The organism is Rhizobium sp. LC145 (genome assembly GCF_001005825.1).
Lineage (GTDB): Bacteria > Pseudomonadota > Alphaproteobacteria > Rhizobiales > Rhizobiaceae > Neorhizobium.
In genome coordinates this window covers 633,614-649,373 of record NZ_LBHV01000002.1, presented here as the reverse complement: position 1 = coordinate 649,373, position 15,760 = coordinate 633,614, and the positions used below count along the sequence as shown (strand labels likewise).

Below are 15,760 nucleotides of genomic sequence, written 5' to 3'. Positions count from 1 at the left end.
CATGAACGCGATAGGTACGATGGCAGAACGCATTCTTCCCGTTGGCGGACCTGAACCGCTGCTATCAGTGCGTAACCTGAAGACCTCGTTCCTGACCCAGCAGGGCTGGACCGAGATCGTGAAAGGGATCGACTTCGATATCGGGGCTGAAGAAACGCTGGCGGTCGTGGGCGAGTCGGGATCGGGAAAATCGGTGACGGCGCTGTCGATCATGCGTCTGCTCGACCCTGAGATGAGCCGGATCGAGGGATCCGTCAAGCTCGCCGGCCAGGATCTGCTGAAGCTCTCTCCGGCCGCCATGCGCAAGATCCGGGGCCGACAGATCGGGATGATTTTCCAGGAGGCGATGACAAGCCTCAATCCGCTCCAGACGGTCGGTCAGCAGATTGCCGAAGTGCTGACCATCCATGGTACGCATTCAGGGCAGGCAGCGATGAAGGAGGCCGGGCGCCTGCTTGAGCGCGTGCGCATACCCGCTGCGTCCTCACGTCTCAAAGACTATCCCCACGCCCTGTCAGGCGGCATGCGGCAACGCGTGATGATTGCCATGGCGCTCGCCTGCAAGCCTAATCTTCTGATTGCCGACGAGCCGACTACCGCGCTCGACGTGACGATCCAGGCTCAAATTCTGCAGTTGATCAAGCAATTGCAGAAGGAGGAGGGCATGGGGGTTCTGTTCATCACCCATGATATGGGGGTGGTCGCGGAGATTGCTGATCGTACCGTGGTGATGTTGCAGGGCAGCGCGGTCGAATCCGACAGCACCGAGGTGATATTCGAAGCACCCCAGAACCCCTACACCCGCGCGCTGATTGCCGCTGTGCCGCGACTGGGGCAGGGCAGCGAAAGGGGGCCGCAGCATTTTCCGGTGCTCGACCGTGCCACGGGCATGGTCGTCGCCGGCCGCGAACGACCGGACACTGTGCGCAAGACAGACCCGGTGCTGCGGGTCAACGAACTCGTCAAGCGGTTTGATATTGCTGGCGGGTTGTTTTCCGGTCCCACGGGTCGTGTGCATGCCGTGGAGAAGGTGAGCTTCGATCTTAGAGCCGGCGAGACGCTGTCGCTGGTGGGAGAATCTGGGTGCGGCAAGTCAACGACGGGGCGTGCCATCATGCGGCTGGTCGAGCCCGACAGTGGTGAAATCAGTATAGATGGCACCGACATCAGAGTGCTTGACAGACATCGCATGCGTGACATGCGGCGGCATATCCAGATGATATTCCAGGACCCGTATGCCAGTCTCAATCCGCGCATGCAGGTGGGCGATGCTATCGCTGAGCCCTTCCTCACTCACAGGTTTGGCACCAGGGCACAGGCCCGTGACAAAGCCATGGACCTCCTCGAAAAGGTAGGACTGGCCACCGAGATGGCCAGTCGCTATCCGTCGCAATTCTCCGGCGGGCAGAGGCAGCGCATCTGCATTGCCAGGGCCCTTTCCCTGGAACCGAAAGTGATCGTCGCAGATGAAAGCGTGTCGGCACTCGACGTCTCGATCAAGGCCCAGGTGGTCAATCTTATGATGGATTTGCAGGAGCAGTTCGGACTGTCTTACCTGTTTATCTCTCACGATATGGCAGTCGTTGAGCGGATCAGCCACCAAGTCGCGGTAATGTATCTGGGTGAGATCGTAGAGAAGGGGCCGGTCGCAGCCGTCTTCGGTAATCCGCAGCACCCCTATACCCGGCGCCTGATGGCTGCCGTTCCTGTGCCCGACCCGGCACGCCGGAAGCAATTGCGGCCGGTTAACAACGACGAGGTCAGAAGCCCGATCCGGCCCGTCGACTATAAGCCGCCGGTGAGAACATACCGGCAAGTTTCGCCTGGTCACATTGTCCAGCTTTGGGGCGACGACTGGAAGATCTAGGAAGCCCTGCTTCGGCAGCGAGGGTAAAGACACAGCTTTGACGCCGGGCCGTAGAAGGTGCGGTTTGAAAGGACAGTCACATGACGTATCAGGCTTTGGTAACCACGCGTGGAGAAGACGGAAGCTTATCCTCAAGGGTCGAAACCTTGAATGAGGATCGTCTTCCCGAGGGCGATGTGACTGTTGACGTGGAATGGGCAGGGCTCAACTACAAGGACGGGCTTTGCCTCGCAGGTGGCGGGGGGCTCGTGCGGAACTACCCCCATGTGGCGGGGATCGACTTCTCCGGCACTGTGCGCGACAGTCTCGACCACCGCTACAAACCTGGCGACCGGGTGGTGCTGACAGGGTGGCGCGTGGGGGAAACCCATTGGGGTGGTTACAGTCAACGAACCCGGGTCAAGGCGGATTGGCTCGTGCCCCTACCGAACCGGCTTTCAACGCGGGATGCGATGACCGTTGGAACGGCAGGGCTGACCGCCATGCTGGCGATCGGCCGGTTGGAAACACTCGGATTAAACACCGAGGGCGGCGAAGTGCTGGTGACAGGAGCGGCCGGCGGAGTGGGGTCCATTGCCATAGCACTTCTCGCCCGTTTCGGTTATGAGGGCGTGGCGCTCTCCGGTCGGCCGGAGCATTCGGAGACTCTGAAGAAACTCGGCGCCACAGCAATCTTGGCGCGAGAGGAGTTTCTCGCTCAGTCGGATAAACCGCTGGAATCGGCGCGTTGGGCAGCCGTGATCGACAATGTTGGCGGCAAAATCCTCGGCAAGGCACTCAGGCAGGTGAAATACGGCGGTGCCATCGCCGCCGTCGGCAATGCAGCGGGCATCGATATCGAGACGAATGTCTTGCCCTTCATCCTGCGCGGGGTGACGTTGAGCGGTATCGACAGCGTCATGCAGCCGTATGCTGCGCGGATTGCCGCCTGGGATCGCATCGCCAAGAACTTCGATCTTGCCGCCTATGGCGGACTTGTGGAGGAAGTCGGCCTTGCCGATCTGCCCGAAGCGGCAAACCGCATTCTCGCAGGACAGGTGCGGGGTCGGGTCATCGTTCCGTTGGTGTAAGGCAAAGGCGCAACCGACGACTCGAGTCTTCCTCTGCAAGTTCCCATCCAGGCCCGCATATCCGCTGGGCATAAAGGACACCCATGGCCATTACCTATCTGAAGCGCGGCAAGCCCGATACGCTGCGCATCGAAGAGAACACCCAGGTACGCTCAGTTGTCGAAGGCATCCTCAGCGATATTGAGATGCGCGGCGATGCTGCGATACGCGAATTGTCGGCCAAATTCGACAAGTATATGCCGGTGTCGTTCCGCCTAAGTGACGGAGACATCGATGCCCTGATGAACAGGGTGTCGCCCCGGGATATGGCAGACATCAAGTTCGCGCAGGCGCAAGTTCGCAACTTCGCACAGGCTCAGCGCAATTCCATAAAGGATATAGAGGTCGAGACGCTGCCAGGGGTGGTCCTTGGCCACCGGAACATACCGGTTCGCTCGGTGGGCTGTTATATTCCCGGCGGCAAGTTCCCGATGGTCGCGTCGGCACATATGTCGGTGGTGACTGCCGCCGTCGCCGGAGTATCCCGTATCGTGGCAGCTACGCCGCCATTCAGGGGAGAGCCGAACCCGGCAGTCATCGCAGCAATGAAGCTCGGCGGTGCGCATGAGATCTATGTCATGGGAGGGGTCCAGGCCGTCGGGGCGATGGCGATCGGCACCGCTTCGATCAGCCCGGTCGACATGCTTGTCGGTCCAGGCAATGCATTCGTTGCCGAAGCGAAACGCCAGCTTTACGGCCGCGTCGGCATAGATCTATTTGCCGGCCCAACCGAGACCATGGTCATCGCCGACGACACGGTCGATGCGGAAATCTGCGCTACGGATTTGCTGGGGCAGGCCGAGCACGGCTACAACTCTCCCGCGGTCCTGTTGACCAATAGCAGGACCCTAGCAGATGCGACGCTGAGAGAAATCGACCGCCTTCTCGCCATCCTGCCGACTGCGGAGACCGCGCGGCCCAGTTGGGAGAATTACGGGGAAGTGATCGTCTGCGATACGCATGAAGAAATGCTCGACGTTGCTAATGAAATTGCAAGCGAACATGTTCAAGTCATGACCGATCGAGACGACTGGTATTTGGAGAACATGCACAGTTATGGGGCCCTGTTTCTCGGCGCACGCACCAATGTCGCCAATGGAGACAAGGTCATCGGCACGAACCACACACTGCCTACCAAGAAAGCCGGTCGCTACACCGGTGGTCTGTGGGTCGGCAAATTCCTCAAAACCCACAGTTACCAGAAGGTGCTTACGGACGAAGCGGCCACAATGATTGGCTCCTATGGTTCGCGCCTTTGCCTCCTCGAGGGATTTGTAGGCCATGCCGAGCAGTGCAACCTGAGGGTGAGGCGCTTCGGCGGTCGATCCCTCGGCTATGGACAGGCCGCCGACTGAATTGAAGCGGGGACGGGCACATGCGGATGATTAACAACAATCCAGGCGGATGAGGATGCCCGGGGGATGGAGGCTGGGCGTAAAAGACATGGCGGCAATCGCCCTGGATACGCTCAAGCCTATAGCAAGCACAGAATCCTCGCAGCATGGCCGCGACCAAGCCCATCATCGCCAAAATGGTCGGCATCAGTAACGATCGCCATCCCGCATTGATCGTACGAGATCGGTGGCACTTTGGGACTGCGGCGACATCGCTGCCGTCAGCGATTGAAGCAGAGCGGCATCGATCGGCCTGCGCGGCCTGGCCACGGCAGTGAGCCGCGCAACCAGCTTCCCGCGGCGGGTAATATCGATCGAAACGCCGGCCTCGACACGGTCGACCAACTCACTCAGATGGGCTTTGGCATCCGCCAGATTGATCGTGGCCATGCTGTGCTCCTGACCATATAGATGGACATATAGCCGGTTGGTCTTCCGAATTCCAGCGGCTATCCTTCGCCGTTCCTCATCGAAAAGGCGCGACGAACGATGCCGTGGCGCTGGAGCTTGTCGTAGAAGGTCTTGCGGGGAATGCCGAGCGCGGCGATCGTTTCCTGGACGTTGCCGCCATGGGCCGACAGCGTGTCGCGGATGATTTCTGCCTCGAGCCGCTCCAGCCTTTCAGGAAGGGTGCCGGAGGCCGCCTCAGGCGTGGCTGCATTCGGCGAGACGGCGGCTGGGGCCATCCCCAGCACGGCTCGCTCGGCGAAATGGGAAAGTTCCCGGACATTGCCCGGCCAGTCGTGCTCCCGCAGGTGACGGAATATTTCGGGGGAGATGGCCGGAGTGTCTCTTTGGAAGCGCCGTGCCGCCCGCTCTGCAAAATAGGTGTACAACAGCGGGATGTCGTCACGCCGCTCGCGCAGCGGCGGAATGGAAAGCGCAACGACATTCAGCCGATAATAAAGATCCTCGCGGAAAGACTTCCGCTGCGCGGGATCGGCCAGATCGACCTTGGCGGCCGCCACGACGCGGATATCCACCGGCCGGACCTCGTTTGTGCCGAGCGGCGTCACCTCGCGCATTTCCAGCACGCGCAGCATCTGGACCTGCGTGGAGAGCGGCATGCTTTCCAATTCATCGAGGAAGAGCGTTCCGCCGTGCGAATGCTCGATACGGCCGATCCGCTTTTTCTGTGCTCCGGTGAAGGCGCCCGCCTCGTGGCCGAAAAGCTCGCTTTCGATCACCTGTTCCGGAAGGGCGCCACAGTTGAGCGCCACGAAATTGCCTTGCGCGCGGCGGCTCCAATCGTGAAGCAGGCGCGCCACGACTTCCTTGCCGCTGCCCGTTTCGCCCGTTACCAGCACGTCGACATCCGTATCGGCGATCTGCCTCAGCGTTTCGCGAAGCCGCTCCATGACGGGCGTCTGGCCGAGAAGGGGGAAATTATCCTCCATCTGACGGGACGCCTCCCTGAGGCGGCGGTTTTCTATCACGAGACGGCGCTTTTCCGCAGCACGCCGGACGCATTGGATCAGGCGTTCGGCGGGAAAGGGCTTGGCGATGAAATCATAGACGCCATCCTGAATGGCTTTGACGGCAGTGGGAATGTCGCCGTGACCGGTCACCAGGATGACCGGGATTTCAGCGTCGAGATTCCGAATGCGCTCGAAGAGCTGCAGGCCGTCCATGCCGGGCATACGGATATCGGAGACGATGACGCCCGGAAATGCTGGACCGAGCAAGGGCAGGGCTTCCGTTGCGGAGGCAAGAGGCGAGACGTCGAAACCGGCGAGTTCCAGCGTCTGGGCCGTGGCGCGTAGAAGCTGCCGGTCGTCATCGATCAGCAGGATGGGTATAGGTGCATTCATTCTCCAGCCTTCCGCAGACGGACCAGGAAGCAGGTGCCGCTCTCCCCGGTTTCGACCTCCAGGCGCCCGCCATAATCCGAGACGATGTCCTTCGCGATAACGAGGCCGAGGCCGAGCCCGCCTTCTTTCGACGTATTGAAGGGTTCGAAAAGCGATCCCAGGATATCAGGCTCGATGCCTGAACCATTGTCGGAGATTGAGACAACGACTTCGGAACGTTGGGTGGCGATAGAGACATCCACACGGCCATTCGGTCGGGTCTCCACCGCTTCGAGCGCGTTCTGGAAGAGATTGATGAACACCTGTTCCAGTCTCAATCGACTGCCCATGACCCGAAGGCCGTCCGGCACCGTGTCGATCATCAACCGCTCGAGCCGTCCGGTGAAGCGGCTGCGAAGCAGCATCACCGCGCCGGCGATGACCTCGCGAAGATCGACCGGTTCTTCTCCCGTGCGTCCCTTTCTGGCAAATGTCTTCAGGTTCTCCGTGATCGCGGCGATCCTATCGGTGAGTCCGGCAATGAGATCGAGGTTCTCGACCACGGGCCCGGGCTTGCGGCGCTCGAGGAATATCTTCGAATTATCGGCATAGGCGCGGATGGTGGCGAGAGGCTGGTTGATTTCGTGCGCCACACCTGCGGCGACCTGGCCGAGGATGGCCAGCCGGTTTGCCTGCACGAGATCCTGCTGCACGGCCTGCAGCTTCGTCTCGGTTTCACGGTGGTCGGCGATTTCGCCCTGTAGGCGGTCGCGGGCGAGGCTCAGATCGCGAGTGCGGTCGATCACCCGGCGTTCGAGTTCTTCGCGTGCTGCCTGTTCTCTTATCGCATTGGCAAATGCCCCCTGCCGCCGACGCAGCCAGATGGCGGCCGTAATGGCGATTGCGCTCAGGGCGAGCAGCGCCAATAGGCGCGCTTCCCGTACGCTCGCGGCAACGGCTCCTTCGACCGGGACAAGATATTCGAACTGCCAGGGCGTCGAGGTCACCGGCGTCGTGATCTTGAGATAGGTTTCCGAACTGCCGCCTGGCTGAACGGCGCGGATGAGAGAGGTACCGCCGGCAAGCGTCTCAGTCGTTCGAAGAGGCAGCGGGAGAAGAGGGGCTTCACCGAATTGCAGGCTTTGCCGGATAGCGGAGAGATTTTCGGCCGGAAGCCTTTCCGTCGTCATGAAGCGCCAGGAGGGAATGCTGGTGATCAATACGACCTGGTTGGTGTCGACGACGAAGGATGGGCGCGATGTCTCGTGCCAATCCCTTTCAAGCTGATCGAACTCCATCTTGACGACGACGACACCCAGGGGCGATGCCGCCGGTCCGACCCGATGGGAGATATAAAGGCCAGGCCGCTTGCTGACCGTGCCGAGCGCGAAATGCTCTGCGGTGCCATCCTTCATCCCGCCGGAAAAATACGCCCGGAAAGCGTAGTCGTTGCCGACGAAACTGGTTGGCTCTCGCCAATTGCTCGCCGAGATCGCCATGCCCTTGCTGTCGATGACATAGATTACCGCAGCACTCGTGCCGGCCACCAGTTCTTCGAGCTTGCGATCGAGTGCCTGCCGTCTCAATGGCTCGGGGCTTGCCAAGGCGTCCTCGACGTCCCGATCAAGGGAGAGCAGGAAAGGCAGAGCGCGCGGACGCTCCAGGACGGCGCGCAGGAGGGCGACCTTCAGGTTCGCGTCGGTCCGGCCCCGGTCCTCCAATACCGTGAGCGCGGAGGAGCGCCCGTAGTTTCCGGCCACGTGGAGTGCGGCCCCCGATATGAGGAGAAGTGCCGCGCCAAACGCGATCCATTGCCGCCGCGCCCGGCGGAGCAATTCTGCTTCTTTGTTCGGTGTCGGGCGCGCATCCATCGGAAATATTGAGCATAAAATCGCACTGCGCTCAATCGAATTTGTGCGAAATTTCGCACATGTGTCGCGCAGGCATGACATCTCTGTGGTGAGATTGAAGTAATTTCAAGGCGTTAGCGTTGTCGCGGGCGATTGGCACGATGCTTGCTGCTCCTCCCTCGATAACAGCAAGTAGTCCCCGGGAAGAGCCAGGTCCCTGGTCGGGGTGCGAAAGGAGGAAATCGTGAACATCTCATCCGCCGTCACGGAAAAGCGTGACGCTCTGCCTTTTTATCGGCACCTCTATGTGCAGGTGATCGTGGCGATTGTCGCCGGCATGCTTGTCGGCCACTACTATCCCGATTTCGGCGCCGGCCTGAAGCCGCTCGGCGACGCATTCATCAAGCTGGTGAAGATGATCATCGCCCCGGTGATCTTCCTCACGGTTGCGACCGGCATAGCCGGCATGTCCGATCTGAAGAAGGTCGGGCGTGTTGCCGGCAAGGCGATGATCTACTTCCTGACCTTCTCGACGCTCGCGCTGGTCGTGGGCATGATTGTCGCCAACGTGATCCAGCCGGGTACGGGAATGCACATCGATCCCGCGTCGCTCGATGCCAATGCCGTGGCCACCTATGCGACGAAGGCGCATGAATCGACCATTACCGGCTTCCTGATGAACATCATTCCTCAGACCATCGTCGGCGCCTTCGCCGATGGGGATATCCTGCAGGTCCTGTTCTTCTCGGTGCTCTTCGGTGTGGCGCTCGGCATGGTCGGCGAGCAGGGCAAGCCGGTCGTCGATTTCCTGCAAGCGCTGACGACACCGGTCTTCCGCCTGGTGGCGATCCTCATGAAGGCGGCTCCGATCGGCGCATTCGGCGCCATGGCCTTCACGATCGGCAAATACGGCATAGGCTCCGTCGCCAATCTCGCCTTCCTGATCGCGACCTTCTACATCACCTCGTTCCTGTTCGTGTTCGTGGTGCTTGGCGCGGTTGCGAAGTACAACGGTTTCTCGATCCTGGCCCTCATCCGCTACATCAAGGAGGAGTTGCTCCTCGTCCTCGGCACGTCCTCGTCCGAAGCAGCGCTTCCGGGGCTGATGCAGAAGATGGAGCGGGCCGGCTGCAAGCGGTCGGTCGTCGGCCTGGTCATTCCGACGGGCTATTCCTTCAACCTCGACGGCACGAACATCTACATGACCCTTGCCGCGCTCTTTATCGCGCAGGCCGTCGATATCCCGCTGTCGCTGGGGGATCAGATCCTTCTGCTGCTCGTCGCCATGTTGAGCTCGAAGGGTGCGGCGGGCATCACCGGTGCCGGGTTCATCACGCTGGCCGCGACGCTCTCCGTGGTGCCGTCCGTGCCGGTTGCCGGCATGGCGCTGATCCTCGGCATCGATCGGTTCATGTCGGAGTGCCGTGCATTGACGAACTTCGTCGGCAATGCGGTGGCGACGATCGTCGTTGCCCGTTGGGAAAACGAGCTCGACGTCGAGAAGCTCAATGAGGCCCTGAAGGGCGCGCCTGGATCGTCTGCCGAGCAACCGGCCTTGCAGCCCGCCGAGTAGTCGACCGCAAACCGGCCACCGACATCTGTTGAAGAAGCAAACCCCGCGAGAGCGGGGTTTGTTTTTGGCAATCTCGGCGTCTACCCCGCGGCCCGGCGGATCGATTTGGACATCCGGACGAGAAAGGTAGGCCGGGAGGAGGCCAGCAACTTCCAGGAAAGCACCGCCGTCGCCATGCGCTGCGGAAGCACTCCGACCGCCAGGAACCAGGCGGAAAGGATCATGCGCCGCCGCAGCGACATGTTCATCTTAAGGCTCGCCTCCGCGCCGGCTACAGCGAGAGCCAGTCTGGAATCGTCCGGGACAGGATGCCGACGGCGGTCCACGCATAGAGAGGCCAACCTTTCTTCAAGATGGACCGGGTCGCGAAGTGTGACATTGTCCGGCACCTTGATCCCGACCTGGGCAGCCTCGCCGGTCAAGGCCTGCAATCGCAGGAAATCATGCTGGACGCGCCAACGCGCCCTTTGCCCAAGCCTTTCGGCAAAGACCGAATGGTTTTCGCCATGCATGCGATAGGCGCCGAGGCATTCTTCGATGGACTTCACCCGGCCGTAAAGCGGCGCGACGGTGGCGAGATAGCCGTCGGCTCCTTGCCGGAACTCCGCCTCAGGAACCGGCATGATCCGGTCCAGCGTTGCCCGGTCGAAGGCAAGCCCGCTGGTGACCGTCGTCTGATACCGGCCTTTTCGCAGGAGCTGCCGGGTTACGTCTCCGGAATCGAAAGGCACTTCGGGGGGAGGGAAGACATCCTTGATGTTCTGGCCCTCGTCGACGATGTGCAGCCGGAACTGCACCTGCGACGTCGAGGCGTCGTGAGCCTTCACGATTTCGGAAACGGCGTTCGGGTAAAGGTAGTCGTCCGCATCGAGGAAGAGGACGATCCGGCCGCGGCTGGCCTCAAAGCCGGTATTGAAAGCGGCGCCATGGCCGCCGTTGATCTCTTTCAAGCAGGGTTTTATCCGCTCTCCATAAGACCTGATGATGGGGACCGTATCGTCGGTCGATGCGTCGTCGACAACGATGACTTCCACATCGGAATGCGTCTGGGAAAGAGCGCTGTCTATCGCGCGTCTCAGAAAGCGGGCGTAGTTGAAATTGGTGATAATGATAGAGACGGGAATGCCGTCGGAATTCGTCGAATACATCGCAGAACCTCGCACTGGTGCTTTGGTCGTGGCGATTTCCTGATAAAGCGCCGGTGTGGCGGTTGCGTGACCGCAAGCTTCGATTTGGAGCAGCTTGCGGTCACGATAGTCAGATCACCATCTGACGCGCAGGCCGATATTGCCCTCGAAGGCCCGCTTGCGCTCGCCGCCGATATCGAACGTATAGTCGACGGCGGCGAAGGCGCTGACATTCTCTGTGAGGGCATAGACGAGGCCGGCGCCGAGCTCCAGCGACGTGCTCTCACCCTCCGTGGTGATTGCGTCGGTGTCGAAACGGATCGTGTCCGACGTCTTGAAGCCGTGCCAGATATTGGCCTTGAGATAGGGCTGCAGGAGGCCTTGATCCGTCTGGTAATTGCCCTGCAGGCGGGCGCCGATGCGGCCGGTCCAAGCGTTGTCGCTGTCGAAGGAGACCGGCGAGAAGGCATCGCGCTGGTCGTCGAGCGAGAGGCTCTGCCAGATGATCTGGGCCTGCGGTTCCAGCACCCAGTTGTCAGTGATCGCAATCGGATAGCCGCCTTCGAGCGAGGCGGTGAAGCCGTGGCCGTCGATATCGACGTCAAAGCCGCGATCCGAGCTTGCCGAGCCGCCATACCATGTGCCCATGATTACGCCGTCCAGATACCAGCCCGAAGGACCGATATGGGTCCAATAGGCACCCAGGCTGGTGGCATCGACATCGATCTTGCCGGTCTTCACATTGTTCCAGCCGAGCGCTTGACCGCGCACATCGGCGCTGAGCCCGGCATAGCCGAGGAATACGCCGGCAGTGTCGCTATGGCCGTCGCCGCTCTCCCGTCGCAAGATGTCGAAGCCGGCCTGGATGCCCCAGGTGGAGCCGTCGATGGATGGTGAGACAGTGCCCGACCAGCTCTGCTCCGTGCTTTGGCCGAAGCCACGGAACCAGGCGGCGGAAAGGTCGTCGCCGGGCGCAAGAACACTCTGCTCGCCGCGCCGCTCATGGAACGTGCCGAGTGTGGCGAGTGCGGCCTCTCGTGCTGCAGGCGGAATGACCGAGTAGGTCGGGACTTCCGGCCGGTAGAGCGGGATCACATCCCCCACGACCGGTGTTGCGCCGGGAGTTGGCGGCGTCGGTGAAGGGCTCCCCGGCATGGCGATCGGAAGCGAGGGAGTGCCTGGTGCCGGTTCACTCAGTACGGAAGACGAGACGGTATTGCGCAGATACCAGTTGTCGGTTGATCCGCCGTCGACGCTGCCTTTGTAGAGATAATAGTCGTAAGCGCCTGCCGCAGCAGGCCCGGCCAGCGAGAACGCGCCCGAGTCCGTACTTCCTCCGTTGACGGCTTCGACCACGAGGATGCCATTGCCTTGTGTCAGTGCTCCGGAACCGCCGACATTGGTGATCTGCAGGCCGCTGGTACCGCTTGCCGTTCCGCCGTCGATGATGAGCTTGTCCGAGGGGGAACCATCGGTGCCGAGATAGGTATTGAGGCCCACCGTGCCACCATTGCCGGCATAGTCACCGGAAACCGTCAAGCTGTTGCCGATGCCGGTCCCACCGATCTGGACGAGCCCGTTGTTGGTCACGTTGCCGTTGACGGTGAAATTGCCGTTCGGTCCGGATGAAAACGTCGAGAGAGCATTCGCAACGGCGAAGGTGCCGCTATTGACGAGATCGCCGGTAATGTTTCCGTAGCCACCGAGCGTGGCGCCGGAAGCGATATCCACCGCGCCGCCTCCCGACAGGGCGGCCGCCGCCCCGGAGGCATCGCCGAGCGCCAGTGTGCCTACCTGGACGCTCGTACCACCCGTATGGGCGTTGTCACCCGTCAGTTCGAGCGTGCCGGCGCCCACCTTGGTGAGCTTGCCGTCGCCGGTCGTACCTTGTGAAATCGTGGTGGTGAAGCCTTGCGTGTCGATCGTGCCGCCGCCGTCCTCGATCGTTATGGCACGCGAGGACGCCAAGTCGAATTCGCTGTCGAAACGCAGGGTACCTCCGTCGAACGAAACTCCGCCTGTGGCGGCTCCCAGCACATTGTCGGCGCCGACAGCGAGCGTGCCCTCATTGATCGAGGTGCCGCCGGAATAGGTGTTTCCCGCGGCAACGACCGGGGCGAGGGTGAGAACGCCGGCGCCGACCTTTTCGACCGCACCAGTGCCGGTGATCTGCCCGATATAGGTGCCGTCGTCGGATTGGGTGAAACGGACGAGGCCGTTGTTGGTGACGTTGTTGACGTTGTCGGCGGCGTTCGCCCTGGTAGGCAGGCTCTGCGCGCGTGCTTCCAGTGTGCCGGCGGTCTCCACCATAACCGCGCCCGTATAGTTGGCGTTGTCTCCGGTGAGAGCCAGCGTGCCGTTCCTGACCGTTGTTGTGGTGAAACCGCCGAGATTGCCGGCGACCGTCCACTTGCCTTCGCCGTCCTTGGTAAGTGAACTGAAATTGCTGATATTGCCCCGCAAAGTATCGTCGGAGCCGGAGGCGCCCTGAAGCGTCAGATTGTTGGTGCCGCCGCCCCCGTTGATGTTACCGGTGACGAGGGAGCTGGCCTCGAAGAAGAGATCGTCATTGCCGCCGCCGAAGCTGATGCCGCCGATGACCTGAGCGCCCGTGCGGTTATAGAACTGGATTCCGGCGCCGCCGCTGGAACCGATCACGCTGCCGACCCCGCCGACCTTCTCGATGGTGCCGTAGTTGTCGACGACGTTCTTCGTTCCGCGGACTTCATCCTGGAACCAGATCGCGGCGCTGTTTTCCGCCTGGATGAGGCCACGGTTTTCGATCCGGTTTCCGAAGCCATGAACGTTGACGGTTTCGGCATTGCCGCCCGATCCCTTCTTGATGATCGAGGCGCCTTCCTCAACGAGCAAGGTACCATTACTGTTGAATTCGATCGTGTTGAGGCCGGTATTGAAAAGCCCGCCGGTCCAGGAATTCGCGGTGTTGCCGACGGTGGAGCCGCTTTGGAGGGTGATGCTGGCGTTATTGCCCAGGCTGATCGCATTGGCGCCGTTGACGTTGATCTGCGCGCCCGAGCCGAGCGTTACCGTTCCGCCGTGATCTCCCCTGCCTGTTCCCACCGTCGCGGTGTGGGGATTGGGGGCTGAGCTGTCGCAGGTGGTGACACCCCCGAGCGTCGAACAGGCCGCTAGCGCCAGATCCGGGGAAACCACGGACATCGTCCAGGCTCCAGCAAGCACCGGCCAAAGAGCCGTGGAGGTCAACCAGATGCGTATCTTCATGGGGAGCTCATCTCCGTTGTTGACAGACAGTCCCCAGCCCAAAGCAAAACCTAGCGGGCATCCGTGTCAGGACAACAAAGCGCTTCCTTTTTGCCTCCGTTTTGACAAACTGTGTTGCAGTGCGGCAACAATGCGCTGCTGCGCACCACGGCTTCGTCCGTGGCCGCAGCGGGCGACACAAAACTGCATGCGGGTGGTTGGAGGAGCTATTGTCACGCCTCCCAAACTCCGGTGGCCGCGGTGCTGCGGACATAATCGGAAAAGTCCCGGGCGGGGCGCCCCAGTGCCTGTTCCACGCCATGCGTCACAGATGTATTGCGGCCATCCAGCACGACCGTAAAGAGTTCAAGAAGTAGATCGATGATCTCCCTGGAAGCATGGGGCCCCAAGCTTTCAGCGAACTCTTCGGGTGAAATCTGCCGGTAGCCAACAGGTCTTCCGACCGCCTGCGAGATTTCGGCGGCGGCCTGGGCGAAGGTGAGCGCACGGGGCCCAGTCACTTCGTAGAGCCGGTTGATGTGCCGATCATCGGTCAGCGCCGCCACGGCCACATCGGCGATGTCTTCCACGTCGATGAACGGTTCCGGCACGGGACCTGCCGGCAATGCGATCTCGCCTGCCAGAACGCTGTCCAACAGATAGCTTTCCGAGAAGTTCTGGCTGAACCAGCTCGCGCGCACGATCGTCCAGGGAATGCCGGAAGTCTGCAAAATTGCCTCCGAGCGCTGGGCCCCCGGTTCACCACGGCCCGACAGAAGAACCACCTGCTTCAGCCCTTTCTCGCGCGCGATCCGGCAGATCTCTTCGATGGCTTCGGCAGCGCCCTCCACGGCCAAATCCGGCTGGAACGTGACATAGGTGCGTGTCATGCCGTCGAAGGCCGCGGCCCAGCTTTCCGGCCGTTCCCAGTCAAACGGTATCTCGCTGGATCGCGAGACGGCGCGTGTTTCGATGCCGCGCTCCTTCAGCCGCGCATTCACGCGAGCACCGGTCTTTCCATTGGCGCCGATGATGAGGATCCTGTCCTGTCGCATGGTCATTCCTCCAAAAATACGAGGAAATCTCGTATTTGACAAATCGATAAACTCTCGTATTTTGAAAGTCAAGTGGTTTCGAAAGCCCTTGGAAAATGCGGAAAGCGAGAGCCGAACAGGTTCACACGGTAACGGGTACGGAAGGGGTCGCTCGATTGGCGCCGACCCAAAAGCGCAGCCGGGAGCGTTTTGAGAAAATCCTGGCCTGTGCCGAGGAGCTGCTGCTGGAGAAGGGGAGCGACGCTTTCCGTATGAGCGACGTCGTCGAGCGCGCAGGCGTTCCGTTCGGATCGCTCTACCAGTATTTTCCCGACAAGACCGCGATCATCGGAACGCTTGCGGAGCGATACAATCTCCTTGGACACGAATGCGTTCGCAAGGAGCTGGAAGCGATGCGCGGCACCGAGGACGTGCACGCTGCCCTCGCGAATATCACCGACGGCTTCTACCGGATGTATCGTGACGAACCGGCCATGGTGGTGATCTGGCAAGCCACGCTCGCCGATCGCGCCCTTCAGAGCCTCGACAAATTCGACGGTGAGTATCTGGCTGGTCTTTTCCAGCACGCCCTGTCGCGCTTCATCGACAGTGATCCGAAGGAGCTGGAAATCTTCTCACGGCTGAGCATGACGCTTATTGCGGCGGCCGTCCGTTACGCGATCACGCTGGAGGGGGCGGATGCGAAACGCGTGCTTGCCCAATTCAAGCGGACATTGCCCAGTCAACCCGCGCAGGTATGGGCTCAATGAACCAGATGGGAACCTGGAGACACA

General features: G+C 61.2%; 11 protein-coding genes. 5 read left to right on the top strand and 6 right to left on the bottom strand.

Annotated features, from left to right (window positions below):
- Nucleotide 1: 1 nt before the first annotated feature.
- From YH62_RS07685 to hisD, 3 genes are all read left to right on the top strand, one after another.
- Nucleotides 2–1,867: an ABC transporter ATP-binding protein gene (locus YH62_RS07685; RefSeq protein ID WP_245282055.1), complete on the top strand. Its 1,866-nt coding sequence runs from the start codon at nucleotides 2–4 to the stop codon at nucleotides 1,865–1,867.
- Between the two features lie 80 nt (nucleotides 1,868–1,947).
- Nucleotides 1,948–2,937: an acryloyl-CoA reductase gene (locus YH62_RS07680; protein ID WP_046793556.1), complete on the top strand. Its 990-nt coding sequence runs from the start codon at nucleotides 1,948–1,950 to the stop codon at nucleotides 2,935–2,937.
- A gap of 83 nt (nucleotides 2,938–3,020) precedes the next feature.
- Nucleotides 3,021–4,331 (top strand): histidinol dehydrogenase, encoded by a 1,311-nt coding sequence (gene hisD, locus YH62_RS07675; protein ID WP_046793555.1) that lies wholly within the window; start codon nucleotides 3,021–3,023, stop codon nucleotides 4,329–4,331.
- A 186-nt stretch (nucleotides 4,332–4,517) separates the two neighbouring features.
- Here the strand turns inward: hisD and YH62_RS07670 are convergent, their stop codons facing one another.
- From YH62_RS07670 to YH62_RS07660, 3 genes are read right to left on the bottom strand one after another with little or no spacing between them, the layout of a single operon-like run.
- Nucleotides 4,518–4,760: a type II toxin-antitoxin system prevent-host-death family antitoxin gene (locus YH62_RS07670; RefSeq protein ID WP_046793554.1), complete on the bottom strand. Its 243-nt coding sequence runs from the start codon at nucleotides 4,758–4,760 to the stop codon at nucleotides 4,518–4,520.
- Nucleotides 4,761–4,819: 59 nt separating this feature from the next.
- Nucleotides 4,820–6,181, bottom strand: a complete 1,362-nt coding sequence (locus YH62_RS07665) for a sigma-54 dependent transcriptional regulator (RefSeq protein ID WP_046793553.1) — start codon at nucleotides 6,179–6,181, stop codon at nucleotides 4,820–4,822.
- Nucleotides 6,178–8,031, bottom strand: coding sequence for an ATP-binding protein (locus YH62_RS07660; protein WP_046793552.1), 1,854 nt, complete (start codon nucleotides 8,029–8,031; stop codon nucleotides 6,178–6,180). Before YH62_RS07660 ends, YH62_RS07665 begins: the two co-directional genes overlap by 4 nt.
- 223 nt (nucleotides 8,032–8,254) lie before the next feature.
- On the opposite strand from YH62_RS07660, the gene YH62_RS07655 reads away from it, so the two are divergent.
- Nucleotides 8,255–9,583, top strand: coding sequence for a dicarboxylate/amino acid:cation symporter (locus YH62_RS07655; protein WP_046793740.1), 1,329 nt, complete (start codon nucleotides 8,255–8,257; stop codon nucleotides 9,581–9,583).
- A gap of 80 nt (nucleotides 9,584–9,663) precedes the next feature.
- Here the strand turns inward: YH62_RS07655 and YH62_RS07650 are convergent, their stop codons facing one another.
- The 3 genes from YH62_RS07650 to YH62_RS07640 all read right to left on the bottom strand — a co-directional run bounded on the left by YH62_RS07650 (nucleotide 9,664) and on the right by YH62_RS07640 (nucleotide 14,987).
- Complete coding sequence (locus tag YH62_RS07650; protein ID WP_046793551.1) at nucleotides 9,664–10,731, bottom strand: glycosyltransferase; 1,068 nt, start codon at nucleotides 10,729–10,731, stop codon at nucleotides 9,664–9,666.
- Between the two features lie 114 nt (nucleotides 10,732–10,845).
- Nucleotides 10,846–13,953, bottom strand: a complete 3,108-nt coding sequence (locus tag YH62_RS07645; protein WP_046793550.1) for an autotransporter outer membrane beta-barrel domain-containing protein — start codon at nucleotides 13,951–13,953, stop codon at nucleotides 10,846–10,848.
- A 212-nt stretch (nucleotides 13,954–14,165) separates the two neighbouring features.
- Entirely contained in the window at nucleotides 14,166–14,987 is an 822-nt protein-coding gene (locus YH62_RS07640; RefSeq protein WP_046793549.1) for an NAD(P)H-binding protein, read from the bottom strand.
- A gap of 155 nt (nucleotides 14,988–15,142) precedes the next feature.
- Between YH62_RS07640 and YH62_RS07635 the strand changes: the two genes are divergently transcribed.
- Nucleotides 15,143–15,736, top strand: a complete 594-nt coding sequence (locus YH62_RS07635; RefSeq protein WP_245282054.1) for a TetR/AcrR family transcriptional regulator — start codon at nucleotides 15,143–15,145, stop codon at nucleotides 15,734–15,736.
- Nucleotides 15,737–15,760: the final 24 nt, after the last annotated feature.